Below are 15,054 nucleotides of genomic sequence, written 5' to 3' on the forward strand. Positions count from 1 at the left end.
AATAATATTGCAAAAATTATTTTACAGGCAGCAATTTTAGCGAAATATAGCGAATCAATTGGCATAAAATAAAAATCATCTTGTTTTACCGACCATTGAGCGACTCATGTTAAGTTTTAAGAACGCTACGACTGAACTGACCTATTCAATTGAATTTAGAGAGTTTGTACGTGGGCTTAAAACCTCTATTCCAATGCTACTGGGTATTATCCCTTTTGCACTGGTTTTAGGAACGCAAGCAGCGCAAAAAGGATTTTCTGCCTTAGAAGTTCCATTGTTAACAGGACTCAATTTTGCTGGTGGTTCTGAGTTCGCCATTATTGAAGTCTGGACGCAGCCACCTCAATTGTTGTTTTTAATTCTGATCACTTTTCTGGTCAACAGCCGCCATATTTTAATGGGTGCAAGTTTAGCACCCTATATTCGACATTTGCCCAATCGTAAAGCCCTTCCATTATTATTTTTTATGTGTGATGAGAGTTGGGCCCTTAGCATTACGGATTCACACAAACAAAACCCTCGCAATCCCTATGCAGGATTTAGTGTGTTTTTTTATATCGGCCTTTGTTTTGCGTTATATGTTATGTGGGTGGTTTTTACCACTATGGGAGTCGGCATTGGTTCTTTCCTTGGTGATGTCACAAAGTTTGGTTTTGACATGGCATTCCCCGCAGTTTTTCTGGTGCTTTTACGCGGAATGTGGAAAGGCTTTAAACCCGCACTGCCTTGGTTGATTAGTCTGATTGCCGCTGCACTGGCCTATTATTATCTACCCAAAGGCTGGTATGTATTGATTGGTTCTATTTCAGGAATTATCGCTGCTTTTTTACTGATTGGAGATGAGGAATGATTCATATGACGACATTCATCGCCATTGTTTGTGTGGGATTAACAACCTACTTAACTCGAATTTTAGGCTATTTACTGTTAAAGAATAGACATCTCAGCAAAAGAACCACGCGAATTTTACAGGTTATCCCCGGCTGTGTTTTGATATCAGTGATTGCACCCTACTTTGTTACAGATCAACCAGCCAACTTGATTGCAATTATCATCACACTATTCGCAGCTTGTTATTTTTCATTATTACCCACTGTACTGATCAGTATCATTGCAACAGGGATTTTGAGATACTTTATGCTTTAAACGTTCTCAATAGCCTGTCACTCCTGACTTGATGCAATTCAAAACCTCAATTAAGGTTTTGAATTTTGCTGTAATATTTTAATTAATTCAGCATTTTGAAACTCAACTTGAGTCAAACGTGTTGAGGTATTGTCTAAAACTTCCTGCTGTACATGCATTTTTTTAGCCAAATCTTGCATAATTTGTAAGGTCTGTTTGAGATGTTGCTCTTGTGCATGGATCTGTTGCTCATGATTCTGCACATGCTTAAGCCATTCAAGGTTTTCTTTCTTTAATTTTCCCATTTGCCAAATCACAAACATCATGGCCAGATAAAGAATCACAATCACCAAATATATAAAAAACATCATTCACCCCCAACAAAACATGTCAATCTTAGTCTTGATTAAACTCAAGTCATTAAAGTTATTTTAAAGTGATAAATATTAGATTAATAAAATGATTCACACAAATCTAACAAGCGATTCGCATAGCCCCATTCGTTATCATACCAAGCAAACACTTTCGCCTGTTGACCCACGGCCATAGTTTGAGTCAAATCAACAATCAGTGAATAAGGTGAATGATTAAAATCACTTGAAACCAATTGCTCATCTGTGACAGACATAATTTCCGCATAATCATATTTTGCTGATTGAATTAAGGTTTGGTTAATTAAATGAGCTGTTACAGGCGCTTGAGCAACAAATGTTAAATCAATCGCGGCAACATTAATTGTTGGTACACGGATTGAAAAACCGTCAATACGGTTTTCCATTTTGGGCATGACTTGTTTTAATGCACCCAAAGCAGAAGATGTTGTTGGAATAATATTTTGTCCTGAGGCACGTGCGCGGCGTAAATCTCGATGTGCATGATCCAGTACAGATTGATCTGCTGTGACCGCATGGATTTCTGTCATTAATGCACTGTCAATTCCAAAGGCATCATCAATAATTTTGACCAAAGGGACCAAAGCTTGTGTGGTACATGACACACCCGAAATAATTTGATCATCGGCTTTCACATCATGATGATTTACCCCATAAACAATGGCAGCATCGACAGTGTCAAAAGGTGCTGCACCAATAATGACGCGCTTAGCACCTGCTGTTATATGTTGTGTGGCAGCGGTTCTTGAACGAAACAGCCCTGTACATTCTAAAACAACATCAATATTGAGTGCTTCCCAAGGCAATAATTCAGGATTGGCTTGTCTTAAAATTTGCACTTTCTGTTTAATTTGACGTGCGTCAATCAACATATAAAGCTGTCCATCTTCTTGTAAGATATTCACCGCACCATCAAAACGACCATGCGTTGTATCGTATTTAAATAAATGAACCAGCGTTTCAACATCCGCAATATCATTAATGGCAACAATTTCAAAATGGAAGCTTTTCGGATTTTCAAACCAAGCACGTAATACATTCCGTCCAATTCGCCCGAATCCGTTTATTGCCACACGTTGCATCAGATGTCCTTTTACAGCCAAACTACTTTATGCGTATATGTTATAAGATTTATAGAGTCTACTGTTAAAATATGTTTTATTTAGTCATAAAATTTTCTCAAAAATAAGTTTTTAATTTATTTAGGATAAAATAAATGTATTCTCCCATTCAAAATACTTTTAAATTAAATCAATTACTTTACCTTTACTGTATGATTTTACTAACTTTTTTATGTATACAATCAACACATGCCCAAGATGTCTATTCGCGATGCACAGAGCCACAGACTAAACAGCTCATTCAAAAATTCAACTTAAACACCCAACAAAATTTAGATCCCCTTTATCCTGTATTCCAAACCTGCTTAACGATCAGGAAACATCAACAGATTATTGCAATCAGCAATCCTGTTCCAATGCAATCTGGCTTTGCGGATTATAATTTGAATTTATATTTGATCGATCCTGCATCTTCAAAAATTTTAAATCATTATACTTATCCAAAAATCATCTCTTCAAATGCTGGTCAGTTTGAAAGTTTAAAATTTGATATTCACCACTTTTCTACCGACAATGCGACACCAGTCATTGGTCTAGCCTTAACCTATGGGCATTTAGGTAGAATTTACTATACAATACGTGAAATAAAGTTATTCAAAATCAGCAATCAACAAATGCAATTGGTTTTAGATAAATTTATGACGAATTACTCAGCTGGCGAAAGACCATCTATATGTGAAAATAATGCACAAACTGAGACTCAAATTTTACTTCACCCCTTAAAACAAAACAGTCATGGTCTAGCTGACATTCAATTAACGGAAAAAACAGAGCGTATAACACTTAACGAAAAAAACTGTAGTACCCAGCGTATTGTCAAAAAGCAACGCCATATCATGAAATTTGATGGGAAAAAATATCATTTTGAACATCTTAATTTTTTAGACTTTGGAATTTAATTGTATTTTGAACTTTTTAGAGATGAGCGCATGAAAACATTACAAATTGTATTGAACGCTGCACTGCTTTTGATTACTGGAAATAGTTTTGCAGCACCTTATCAAGCTTGTTCAGAACAATTACAAGATTCTTTAATTCAAAAATTTAAACTAACCAACCCAAGTTTTGCCAAGACTGAAGCTAAAACATATAAAAGCTGTATCAATTTGGACAGTACACAAAGAATTCAATTGGTTGCCATTAGCCAACCGATTAATTATAAATCTTATGATGATATGGAGCATGATCTAAATTTATATTTAATTGACTCTTCTCAGCATAAAATTCTGCAAAAGTATAAAGCCCCAGAAACTTTTTATTCAGATGCAGATCATTATGATGGAGCAAAACTCCACAACACAAGATTTTCAACCTTGCCGAATACAGATGTGATCGGCTTAGAAACCTCATCCTCACATGAAGGTGGTTTTACCTATAGCCATAATAATCTTGCTTTATTTAAAGTTAATCCTCGCCAACCAATTAAACAAGTTTTTGCGGGTATTGGAACAAATGATAGTGGCTATGAAAGAATTGGAAATTGTATAGGAAATAATACCAGTTCAGATGTAAGACGTATTTTAGTGCTTTCCAACAAAACCACACATGGTTTACAAGATATTGTATTAAAAGAAATCAAAGACCAAACGAAAACCAACTATCAGACATGCAAATCTGTAAAAAAACAATATAAACAACAACAGACCATTAAATTTAATGGTCAAGAATATAAATTACAGCATAATGATCTACTGGGAATTGACCCTTTTTAAGCAAGCTTAAATACGATAATGGTAAAGTGGCTAAGTTTTAAATTTATACAACCAAAATTTACTCCAGACGAAAGTTGAAAATGTATAGAAATACCAATAATTCACCTTAAAATCATTGGTGGACACTACATTTTCCGTTATACTTTGGCGTTTTTACAAATAAGCCCGTGTGGTGACTGAGCGCAAAAATCAGACTCAGCAACGCACTTTTAGCCAATACGAAAATTAAGGAGTGACTTGGTTGTGAGTACTCGTTTTATGACAACTGCTGAAATACGTGAAGCATTTTTGCGCTACTTTGAATCGCAAGGACATACACGTGTCGCGTCAAGTTCACTTGTACCTGCCAATGACCCTACTCTGCTTTTTACCAACGCAGGGATGAACCAGTTTAAGGACTGTTTCCTTGGATTAGAAAAACGTGACTATGTTCGCGCAACGACGTCGCAAAAATGTGTCCGTGCAGGCGGTAAGCACAACGACTTAGATAATGTCGGTTATACAGCACGTCACCATACATTCTTTGAAATGTTAGGTAACTTCTCTTTTGGTGATTACTTTAAGCGTGACGCGATTCGTTTCGCTTGGGATTTCCTTACGGGTGAAGAATGGTTGGCACTACCTAAAGATAAATTATATGCCACTGTTTATCATACAGATGATGAAGCTTTTGACATTTGGAACAAGGAAATTGGCTTAGCTGCAGATCGTATTATCCGTATTGGTGACAATAAAGGCGAAAAATACGCTTCTGATAACTTTTGGGCAATGGGTGATACTGGTCCGTGTGGTCCTTGTTCTGAAATTTTCTTTGACCATGGCGATCATATTTGGGGTGGCTTACCGGGTACACCTGAAGAAGATGGTGACCGTTTCATTGAAATCTGGAACAACGTTTTCATGCAGTTTAACCGTACTGCTGATGGCGTACTGCATAATCTTCCTGCACCATCTGTAGATACAGGCATGGGCTTGGAACGTATTTCTGCTGTTTTACAGCATGTCAATTCAAACTATGAAATTGACCTGTTCCAAAATTTATTAAAATCTGCTGCTGAAATTATTGGTGTTGATACATCTGAAGCGGTTGCAACTGCACAAGCAAACAATAAACCAATTGAATACCCTGCTTCACTTAAAGTAGTTGCAGACCATGCCCGTTCATGTTGCTTCCTGATCGCAGATGGCGTTAATCCTTCAAATGAAGGTCGTGGTTATGTATTGCGTCGTATTATCCGTCGTGCAGTACGTCATGGTAATAAAATGGGCGCAACGGGTACATTCTTCTACAAAATGTTACAACCATTAATCGATGCCATGGGCACTGCTTATCCTGAGCTTGAACAACGTCGTAATGTGATTGAAGCTGCTTTGGTTCGTGAAGAAGAATTGTTTGCGAAAACGCTTGAACAAGGATTAAAACTGCTTGAAGGTGAATTAGCCAATCTTAAGGGTAAAACCATTCCAGGCGAAACAGTCTTTAAACTTTACGACACTTATGGCTTCCCTGCTGATTTAACTGCAGATATCGCACGTGAACGCGAACTGGAAATTGACGAAGCAGGTTTTGAAGTTGAAATGGCAGCACAACGCCAACGTGCACGTGATGCAGGCAAGTTTGCTGTTGACTATAACAGTATTGTGAAAGTAGATAGCGATACTCAATTTGATGGCTATGAAGCAACTCAAGGTCAAGGTCAAATTATTGCGATCTACAAAGATGGCGTACAAGTTGATGAAATTGCTGAAGGCGACGAAGCACTGATCGTATTGAACCAAACACCATTCTATGCAGAAAGCGGTGGTCAAATTGGTGATACAGGTGTGTTCAAAAACGATACGGGTATTTTTGAAGTTCAAGATACTAAAAAATCTGGCGGCGCGTTTGTCCACCAAGGCATCGTGACAATGGGAAGCTTAAAAGCGACTCAAAATGTTGAAGCAATTGTAAAAGCCGATCTTCGTGAAGCTACTGCACGCAACCACTCTGCAACTCACCTTTTACATGCCGCTTTACGTCAAGTATTGGGCGAGCACGTACAACAAAAAGGTTCGTTGGTCGCTTCTGACATTTTACGTTTTGATTTTGCCAATGACCAACCTGTGACATTTGAACAAATTCAACAGGTTGAACGTATTGTAAACCGTGAAGTGATTGCAAACACCGCCGTTTCTACTGAACTTTTAGACATCGATGCCGCTAAAGAAAAAGGCGCAATGATGTTGTTCGGTGAAAAATATGGTGATGAAGTTCGTGTACTTTCTATGGGCTCAATCAAAGATGAGAAAAATTTCTCTATCGAACTTTGTGGTGGTATCCATGTTAAACGCACTGGCGATATTGGTCTGTTTAAAATCACCTCTGAAAGTGGTGTTGCAGCAGGTGTTCGTCGTATTGAAGCTGTCACAGGTACCAAAGCGCTTGAAATTGTTCAAAAATTTGATGCAGACATTTTGCATATCAATGACTTATTAAAAGCACAGAAAGATCAAACAGTTGAAAAAGTTCAATCAACTCTAGAAACAGCACATCAATTGCAAAAACATATCGAGCAATTGAATCAAAAATTGGCGAACTTCCAAGCCTCTGATTTAATCAATCAAGTGACAGAAATTTCAGGTCGCCAAACACTTATTGCCACAGTTCAGGGACAAGATGCGAAGTCTGTTCGCCATCTTCATGACAGTGTCAAATCAAAATTAGATAATGCAGTGATTGTGCTTGCAGCTGTAGAGGGTGAAAAAGTTAGCCTTATCGCTTCTGTAGCTAAAGATTTTACTGCAAATCTAAAAGCGGGTGACATCATCAAACACTTAGCTACTGAGTTGGGTGGTAAAGGTGGTGGTAAACCTGACTTAGCACAAGGTGGCGCGCCACTAAACGAGAAGTTTGAACAAGTAATGGCAGATTTAACTGCTTGGCTTGCTCAAAAATAATACTTCACCTTTTGTGTAACTGACCCTAATGCCGATTAGGGTCATGGCTTATATGGAACAACTATGGCATTAATCGTTCAAAAATATGGCGGTACTTCTATGGGTACTCCCGAGCGCATTTTAAATGTTGCTCGTCGTGTAAAGCGTTGGCATGACCACGGCCACAAGGTCGTAGTGGTTGTATCCGCAATGAGTGGTGAAACAAACCGCTTATTGGCTTTAGCGAAAGCCATTACCGAAACCCCTGATCCTCGTGAACTAGACCAAATGGTGTCTACGGGTGAACAGGTAACGATTTCAATGTTAGCAATGGCGCTCAATTCAATTGGTGTTGAAGCTAAGTCACTCACAGGTCGCCAAGTTGGTATCAAAACTGACAGCGCGTTTACCAAAGCCCGTATCGAATCTATTGATACAGATGTGATGACAAATCATTTGGATGCAGGTCGTGTCATTGTTGTTGCAGGCTTCCAAGGTTTCGACATTGATGGTAATACAACAACTTTAGGCCGTGGCGGTTCTGATACTTCTGGTGTTGCACTTGCTGCGGCATTAAAAGCTGATGAATGTCAGATTTACACAGATGTGGATGGGGTTTATACCACTGATCCTCGTGTTGCACCTAAAGCAAAAAAAGTTGATCGTATTTCATTTGAAGAAATGCTTGAAATGGCATCTCTCGGTTCTAAAGTATTGCAGATTCGTTCTGTTGAATTTGCAGGAAAATACCAAGTGCCTTTACGCGTATTATCAAGTTTTGATAATGACAATGATGGCGCATTCGACGAAGATTTCAAAAACAATGTCGGAACACTAATCACTACTGAAGCGGAAGACAATATGGAACAGCCAATTATTTCTGGTATCGCATTTAACCGTGACGAAGCTAAATTAACAATTTTAGGTGTACCTGATGAACCAGGTATTGCGTCTAAAATCTTATCACCTATTGGTTCTGCAAACGTTGAAGTGGATATGATCATCCAAAACGTTGAAGAAGATGGTACTACTGACTTTACCTTTACAGTGAATCGTAGTGAGCTTAAAAAAGCCAAAGCAATCTTAGAAGAAACTGCTACAGCGATTGGTGCACGTGAAGTTGCTACACGTGATGATATTGTCAAAGTTTCGATTGTCGGTGTAGGTATGCGTTCTCATGCAGGTGTTGCAAGTAAAATGTTTACTGCACTTGCAGATGAAGGTATCAATATCTTAATGATCTCAACTTCGGAAATTAAAATTTCTGTGATTATTGAAGAAAATTACTTAGAACTTGCTGTTCGTTCACTACACACAGCTTTCGGTTTAGATCGTGAACATGGCGAATCGAGTGCGCGTGCGTAATTTTTGATCAAATATAGCAACTTATTCGCTGTTTTGACCAAGAAAAAATCAGAGCCACTATAGTGTTTTCTATAGTGGCTCTGTTATATTAGTTTTGAGGTTTTAGAGAAATTTCAATAGAGCTATGTGAAAATGAAAAACTTGTCACATTATTCTGTTAAAATTATCGGTGCTATTTAAAGTTGTGTTTTCTATTTTTTAGAAATTCATCGCAGGTTTAGCGTTTAAGCAAGGAGATAAACATGCTGATTCTGACCCGCCGTGTCGGAGAAACTTTGATGATTGGGGATCAAGTCAGTGTTACTGTGCTTGGTGTTAAAGGCAACCAAGTTCGTATTGGTGTAAATGCCCCAAAAGAAGTTTCTGTACATCGCGAAGAAATTTATCAACGTATTCAACATGAGCGTGCTATGCACGAGCATTTGCAACATATTGATCAAGATTATCAACCTTCTTTTGAAGATGATAATTCGCAAAACACCTATAATCGTTAAGATTATAGTGGTTTTGGAAACTAAAGCGGCTTTTAAGCCGCTTTAAATTTTTATTGATCAGTAAAAAACATCATCCGTTTTATTCAAGACCCAGTGCTTTTTTGACTGGCGAATAGCTACGGCGATGCTGTTCAATCACCCCATGCTCAGCAATAGCTTCAAAGTGTGCTTTGGTTGGATAGCCTTTGTGTTTTGCAAAACCAAATTGTGGATATTGCTTGTCTAACTCAACCATTTCATGATCACGTGTTACTTTGGCTAAAATACTTGCCGCACTGATCTCAGCATGTAGAGCATCCCCTCCTACGACCGCATCACAGCTCATGCTTAAGCCTTTAGGAACTTTATTTCCATCCACAAGCACATGTTCAGGTATGGTTTTAAGGGTCTCTACTGCACGTCTCATTGCCAATAATGAAGCTTGCAAGATATTCAGCTCATCAATTTCTTGATGTGTTGCTTCAGCAATTGCCCAAGCAATCGCTTTTTCTTGAATTTCAACAAACAACTTTTCACGTTTTTTTTCAGTTAATTTTTTAGAGTCATTTAACCCTTGAATTGGATTGTTTGGATCTAAAATAACAGCAGCTGCAACCACAGAGCCAACCAAAGGACCTCGTCCTGCTTCATCTACACCAGCAACTAACATTTTCTTTCCTATCATAAAAGAAGCTCAATAGATTTTATCTGAGTTCTTACATCATCACCTTGAGATGATGACAGATTTTAGACCTTTTTCTTTCTACATAAATTCAATGGACTGAGCAAAATTTAAAATACTTTGCTTAGAGTGAATGACTTAATTTTAAGAAAAGAGCATCAACCCTAAGACCATGAATTTATTAAAATACAAAAATCTATATCAATAAATTCATATATCTTTGGTTTTAATGCAATTATTTCATTGCTTCAGCAACACATGCATTGATTGTTTTTGTCACAACGTTTGAAACAATCGTTGCACGTGCTTGAGGGTCTAAAGCAGCCGTTGCCAAATCTACAGTACTGACACTTTGTGGTGCTTTTTCACTGACACAACCACAAATTTCACTTTGTACATTGTTTTTCTGATCTGTAGTCATGACTTTTGTTGCAGTCTTCCAAGCAGGTAAATTATTCAGTTCAGTTGTACATTTCGCATTTATCGCGATTTTAAGCGCAACACCCCCTAACTGCTGAGTTGTTGACGCTGCTGCAGCACCTGTTGGGTCATTGGTCGCGCAAGCCGTTAGAGCTAAAGCGATTGAAGCAAGCAAGACAACACGATTTTTCACAATTTTTTCCTTTTTATGAGATAAAGCTAGGGTATTTTGCCTAAACTTATACTTGTATTAAACTAATTATTTCAATAATCAACTCATTAGATGCTAAATGGATAAATATTTCACAATTATTGCTTTAAGCGTTGCAAATTTAAAACAATACGTTGAGTTTTTAGAAATGATTTCTTTAAATAAAATCCATATCATAAGCACTAAATTAAACTGGAATCTGTGTCATGCAACAAAAATCACAATACTATACAAGGACAGCACAATGGTTGCATTGGATTATGGCAATCATCTTTATTACCGCTTGGGTCATTGGTTTTTATAGTGGCAATTTTTTAAGCTATGATGTCGATGGGCCGTTTAAAGGTGATGTCATCACCTTACATAAAAATATTGCATCGGTAATTATCTTTTTAGTCATTATCCGTATCTTTTGGCGTTATACACACCCTGCTCCTGAACTACCTGAAACAATGTCACCATTAATGAAAACTTTGGCTCATTTAGGACATTTAGGTTTATATTTCATGTTATTGGCATTGCCAATCACTGGATGTTTATTTAGCTGGAGTGCTGGTCATCCCGTGCCTGTATTGTACTTATTTGAAATTCCAAGACTTGTTCAAGATAATCCCGATTTAACAGCGATTGTGAAACCTTTACATATTTATATTTCATGGGCTGCTGGTCTACTTCTTGTCGGACATGTTCTCGCTGCGCTCAAACATCATTTTATTGATAAAGACAATGTGTTGAAAAGTATGACAAGACAAGGCTAGTCAAATACAAATTAAAAGCACATCAAACGGTGTGCTTTTTTATATTTTTATTATGTTTTAAATTCTAGATCTTTACTTTAATGCTTCTTTTGCACAACCTTTTAAACTATTTATCACCGCCTGTTGAATCAGCTTATTTTTTGTAGCTTCATTAAAAGTTGCCATAACCAGCTGTTTAGCAGGGATATCATTCAAAGCATTCTCACTGACACAGCCACAAACTTTTTGCTGTGCATGTTGCTGCTGTGTAGCAGTCCATAAAAATGAAGATGCTTGCCAAATTTTTGAAGCTTTTAATTCACTGGCGCACTGCTGTTCGATTAATGGTTTTAACATCTTATGCGTAATCGTTTCTGTACTTGAGTCTGCACATGCAATAGTCACAGGTAAAATAATGAATAAGGTTAAACTTGTTGTTAAAAATTTCATTCTATTTTCCTTATGAAAAAAAGCAGTGTTCACACACTGCTTTTATAGGCTTAAAGAATATAGCTTGATTTAAGCCAATTGATCAATTTGATTGTTCCATTTTTGCTTTTCTTCATTTGAAATAAATGACGCTTCAAATGAATTTTTTGCCAATTGCTTTAACTCTGTATTGGAAAGATCTAGTGCTTCAGCAATCGAAATAAAATTATCATTCATATAGCCACCGAAATAAGATGGGTCATCTGAATTAACAGTCACATGCACTCCTTTTTGCAATAAACGATGAATATTATGTTGTGCCATATTATCCACCACACACAATTTTAAATTGCTCAGTGGGCAAACAGTCAAAGGCATCTTTTCTGCAATTAAACGTTGCATCAGGGCTGGGTCTTCTTCTGAACGTACCCCGTGATCAATACGGTTTACTTTTAATAAATCTAAAGCTTCCCATACATATTCAGCAGGACCTTCTTCTCCCGCATGCGCAACCACCAAGAAACCCTCTTTACGTGCTTGAGCAAAAACTCGTTCAAACTTAGCTGGTGGATGTCCAACTTCGCTTGAATCTAAGCCTACAGCAATAATTTGATCTTTATAAGGCAAGGCTTGCTTTAATGTTTCAAATGCTGCTTCTTCACTTAAGTGACGTAGGAAACACATGATTAAATGAGAGCTTATACCCAACTTTGTTTGGGCATCATCACACGCGCGCTGTAAACCATTGATTACCGTTTCAAATGCTACACCACGGTCGGTATGCGTTTGCGGATCAAAGAACATTTCAGTATGTACAACTTTATCTTCTGCACATTTTTCAAAATATGCCCAAGCTAAATCATAAAAGTCTTGTTCATTGATCAGTACATTTGCACCTGCATAATAAATATCAAGGAAAGACTGTAGGTTATGAAAGTTATATGCTTGTTTGACTTCTTCTACAGATTTATACGGGATATCAATTTGATTACGTTGAGCTATCGCAAACATCAGCTCAGGCTCAAACGTGCCTTCGATATGTACATGGAGTTCTGCCTTAGGTAAGGCACGAATAAGTTCTAATCTATTCACGTTTTTCCTCAAACTTATTAAATTAAATTTCAATCATCCAAATCGCTTGGATTCATTTCAATCTGATTAAAACAAAAAAGGGTGCAAACTTGAGTTTACACCCTTTCCTTATTTAAATTTATTAACCACCAAATGCAACGAATTTAATCACCCAGAGCACAGCAATGATCCAAACCATATATGGAACAGTTTTGGCTTTACCTGTAAATAATTTAACCAATGCATAACTGATAAAGCCCATTGCAATACCGTCTGCAATTGAATAAGCAAATGGCATAAATACAATGGTTAAAAATGCTGGAACTGCTTCGGTAATATCATCCCATTCAATATTGATGATGCCTTGAATCATCAGCACTCCAACAAATAATAATGCTGGAGCGGTCGCAAATCCAGGAACAGATTGAGCCAGTGGCGCTAAAAATAAACACGCTAAAAATAAAATACCAACAACAACTGCAGTTAAACCTGTACGACCGCCTGCAGCAACACCCGCAGATGACTCAATATAAGGTGTTGTTGATGATGTACCCAAAGCAGCACCAGCAACAATTGCAGTTGAATCAGCAAACAGCGCTTTTTTCAAACGTGGTAATTTACCATCTTTCAATAAACCCGCACGATGTGAAACCCCGACCAATGTTCCGGTTGAGTCAAATAAATCAACCAAGAAGAATACGAAAATCACGCCTACCAAACTTACTGTAAATAAGTTTTCAAAATTCATTTGCATGAAAGTCGGTGCAATAGAAGGAATCGAACCAACAACTCCTTTAAATTCGTTTAAGCCTAAAGCTGTTGCAATACCAGTGATCGCTAAAATACTGATAATAATTGCGCCACGAATTTTATAGTGGTGCATAATCACAATCAGGAAAAAACCCAATAAAGTCAGTAAAACTGTAGGTTGCTTTAAATCACCCAAACCCACCAAAGTTGCTTGATTTGCAACAATAATGCCTGAATTTTTCAATGCAACCAGTGCAAGGAATAATCCAATACCACCACCGATTGCAAATTTCAATGACATTGGAATTGCATTGACAATGGCTTCACGGATTTTAAACATGCTAATTGCGATGAAAACGAGTCCGGAAACAAATACAGCAGCCAAAGCGGTTTGCCATTCAACGCCCATACCTAAACAAACGGAATAAGTAAAATAAGCATTCAGCCCCATACCCGGTGCAAGTGCAATCGGATAGTTTGCAACCACCCCCATGACCAAACAACCAATCGCAGCGGCCAAACACGTTGCCACAAATACGGCGCCATGATCCATACCTGTTTCTGAAAGAATCAATGGGTTAACAATAATGATGTAACACATCGTTAAAAATGTCGTTAAACCTGCCAGTATTTCGGTTCTAAACGTTGTTTTATTTTCGCTCAGTTTAAATAAGCGTTCGAGCAAACCCGCTGAAGGATTTGGATTCGTCATTGTTGAGCCCCTGTTAAGTTTGAGCTATTCGTTGATAAAATCGAGTTCATTTAAAAAAATGCTAAATGCCTTCAATTTAGGCCATAATTCAGCATTCAATAAACATACCAAAATGACATTTCCGATAAAAAACTTGAATTAAAAAAGCTGCAGATTAGCAGCTTTCATTTTCTAGAAGGTTTAACGGTCGTTATCGATTACATATTACAAATTATAACATACAGTTTAAATAATTTTATCAATCTGACTCTTTTAGTCATCCAATTCATGTGAACTCAGAAGTTTAGTGCTTTAAGGATATACAGCACTTAAATCAAATCACGGTATTACTTACTTTTAGATGATTGTGATTATTAGGATTAGACTCAATTTTCCGAATGGTTAAATTCGCATCTTTAATAATATTTTGCATTTCTTCATATTTTCTTTGTTGAGAATCCACATAAGAGAAATAGCCTAGAAATATCACACTACTTAACACGAAAAAAGTTACAAGCTTTACCATTTCAAAATCAGATCGAGGTATAAATTCCCACAATTATACACATAAATGTGACATAAATAACATTTTAACAATAAAATTGTTTAATTAATCACTAATCTAAACTTGCACTTTCATAGTGCATACAAAACGTTGAATTGAGTCATACATATAAAGTACTGCTAATTATCAAAATTGTGATTTAAAACATCGAATTAAATAACAATATGAAAAAACACAATAGCCCTATTCGGTGCACTCGCTAGCTAAAATATTGTTTTAGCAAAATACGCATTGTTCTCACATGAAGCACAGCAACCTTTTTATAAAATGATCATTCTCATTGCTTAAATCGAATTCAATAATAATCTTTGAAAGCATAAAATAGTCACCAATAAGGGTTTTCACACTTTAGATTACACACCTTAAAAATAATATAAGATATTGAATTAATTAA

General features: G+C 37.0%; 15 protein-coding genes. 8 read left to right on the forward strand and 7 right to left on the reverse strand.

The features are described from left to right. The first annotated feature begins 106 nt into the window (after nucleotides 1-106). On the forward strand, nucleotides 107-850 hold the full coding sequence (locus tag WFN33_RS11030; RefSeq protein WP_004721160.1) for an AzlC family ABC transporter permease: 744 nt from the start codon (nucleotides 107-109) through the stop codon (nucleotides 848-850). Further along, complete coding sequence (locus tag WFN33_RS11035; protein WP_262085811.1) at nucleotides 847-1,146, forward strand: AzlD family protein; 300 nt, start codon at nucleotides 847-849, stop codon at nucleotides 1,144-1,146. The genes WFN33_RS11030 and WFN33_RS11035 overlap by 4 nt, the downstream gene beginning before the upstream one ends. 50 nt (nucleotides 1,147-1,196) lie before the next feature. Here WFN33_RS11035 and WFN33_RS11040 read toward each other — a convergent pair whose 3' ends face one another. Both WFN33_RS11040 and WFN33_RS11045 read right to left on the reverse strand, forming a co-directional pair. Beyond that, nucleotides 1,197-1,493: a hypothetical protein gene (locus WFN33_RS11040; RefSeq protein ID WP_004721164.1), complete on the reverse strand. Its 297-nt coding sequence runs from the start codon at nucleotides 1,491-1,493 to the stop codon at nucleotides 1,197-1,199. Nucleotides 1,494-1,576: 83 nt separating this feature from the next. Next, nucleotides 1,577-2,599, reverse strand: a complete 1,023-nt coding sequence (locus WFN33_RS11045; RefSeq protein ID WP_336953136.1) for a type I glyceraldehyde-3-phosphate dehydrogenase — start codon at nucleotides 2,597-2,599, stop codon at nucleotides 1,577-1,579. Between the two features lie 134 nt (nucleotides 2,600-2,733). On the opposite strand from WFN33_RS11045, the gene WFN33_RS11050 reads away from it, so the two are divergent. The 5 genes from WFN33_RS11050 (at nucleotide 2,734) to csrA (ending at nucleotide 9,125) form a co-directional block, all read left to right on the forward strand. Next, complete coding sequence (locus tag WFN33_RS11050) at nucleotides 2,734-3,537, forward strand: hypothetical protein (RefSeq protein WP_336953138.1); 804 nt, start codon at nucleotides 2,734-2,736, stop codon at nucleotides 3,535-3,537. Nucleotides 3,538-3,567: 30 nt separating this feature from the next. Further along, on the forward strand, nucleotides 3,568-4,350 hold the full coding sequence (locus WFN33_RS11055) for a hypothetical protein (RefSeq protein WP_336953140.1): 783 nt from the start codon (nucleotides 3,568-3,570) through the stop codon (nucleotides 4,348-4,350). Nucleotides 4,351-4,593: 243 nt separating this feature from the next. Continuing rightward, nucleotides 4,594-7,287, forward strand: coding sequence for an alanine--tRNA ligase (gene alaS, locus WFN33_RS11060; protein ID WP_336953141.1), 2,694 nt, complete (start codon nucleotides 4,594-4,596; stop codon nucleotides 7,285-7,287). Between the two features lie 63 nt (nucleotides 7,288-7,350). Then, entirely contained in the window at nucleotides 7,351-8,631 is a 1,281-nt protein-coding gene (locus tag WFN33_RS11065) for an aspartate kinase (protein WP_336953142.1), read from the forward strand. A 242-nt stretch (nucleotides 8,632-8,873) separates the two neighbouring features. Then, complete coding sequence (gene csrA, locus WFN33_RS11070; RefSeq protein ID WP_004721174.1) at nucleotides 8,874-9,125, forward strand: carbon storage regulator CsrA; 252 nt, start codon at nucleotides 8,874-8,876, stop codon at nucleotides 9,123-9,125. Nucleotides 9,126-9,204: 79 nt separating this feature from the next. On the opposite strand, the gene rnhB is transcribed toward csrA, so the two are convergent. Together rnhB and WFN33_RS11080 are read right to left on the reverse strand one after the other, a co-directional pair. Continuing rightward, nucleotides 9,205-9,774 (reverse strand): ribonuclease HII, encoded by a 570-nt coding sequence (gene rnhB / locus WFN33_RS11075; protein WP_336953144.1) that lies wholly within the window; start codon nucleotides 9,772-9,774, stop codon nucleotides 9,205-9,207. 247 nt (nucleotides 9,775-10,021) lie between these two features. After that, nucleotides 10,022-10,399 (reverse strand): hypothetical protein, encoded by a 378-nt coding sequence (locus tag WFN33_RS11080; protein ID WP_336953145.1) that lies wholly within the window; start codon nucleotides 10,397-10,399, stop codon nucleotides 10,022-10,024. Nucleotides 10,400-10,623: 224 nt separating this feature from the next. On the opposite strand from WFN33_RS11080, the gene WFN33_RS11085 reads away from it, so the two are divergent. Then, nucleotides 10,624-11,175 carry a cytochrome b gene (locus tag WFN33_RS11085; protein WP_004721181.1) on the forward strand — a complete coding sequence of 184 codons (552 nt, stop codon included), beginning with the start codon at nucleotides 10,624-10,626 and terminating at the stop codon, nucleotides 11,173-11,175. Nucleotides 11,176-11,247: 72 nt separating this feature from the next. On the opposite strand, the gene WFN33_RS11090 is transcribed toward WFN33_RS11085, so the two are convergent. From WFN33_RS11090 to WFN33_RS11100, 3 genes are all read right to left on the reverse strand, one after another. After that, entirely contained in the window at nucleotides 11,248-11,604 is a 357-nt protein-coding gene (locus tag WFN33_RS11090; RefSeq protein ID WP_336953146.1) for a hypothetical protein, read from the reverse strand. Between the two features lie 69 nt (nucleotides 11,605-11,673). After that, nucleotides 11,674-12,675: an adenosine deaminase gene (locus tag WFN33_RS11095; RefSeq protein WP_336953147.1), complete on the reverse strand. Its 1,002-nt coding sequence runs from the start codon at nucleotides 12,673-12,675 to the stop codon at nucleotides 11,674-11,676. 121 nt (nucleotides 12,676-12,796) lie between these two features. Further along, the gene (locus tag WFN33_RS11100) at nucleotides 12,797-14,116 is read right to left on the reverse strand and encodes an NCS2 family permease (RefSeq protein WP_004721188.1); all 1,320 of its coding nucleotides are present in this window, start codon (nucleotides 14,114-14,116) and stop codon (nucleotides 12,797-12,799) included. Nucleotides 14,117-15,054: the final 938 nt, after the last annotated feature.

The sequence above is a fragment of the Acinetobacter sp. AS167 genome, assembly GCF_037152175.1.
GTDB lineage: Bacteria > Pseudomonadota > Gammaproteobacteria > Pseudomonadales > Moraxellaceae > Acinetobacter.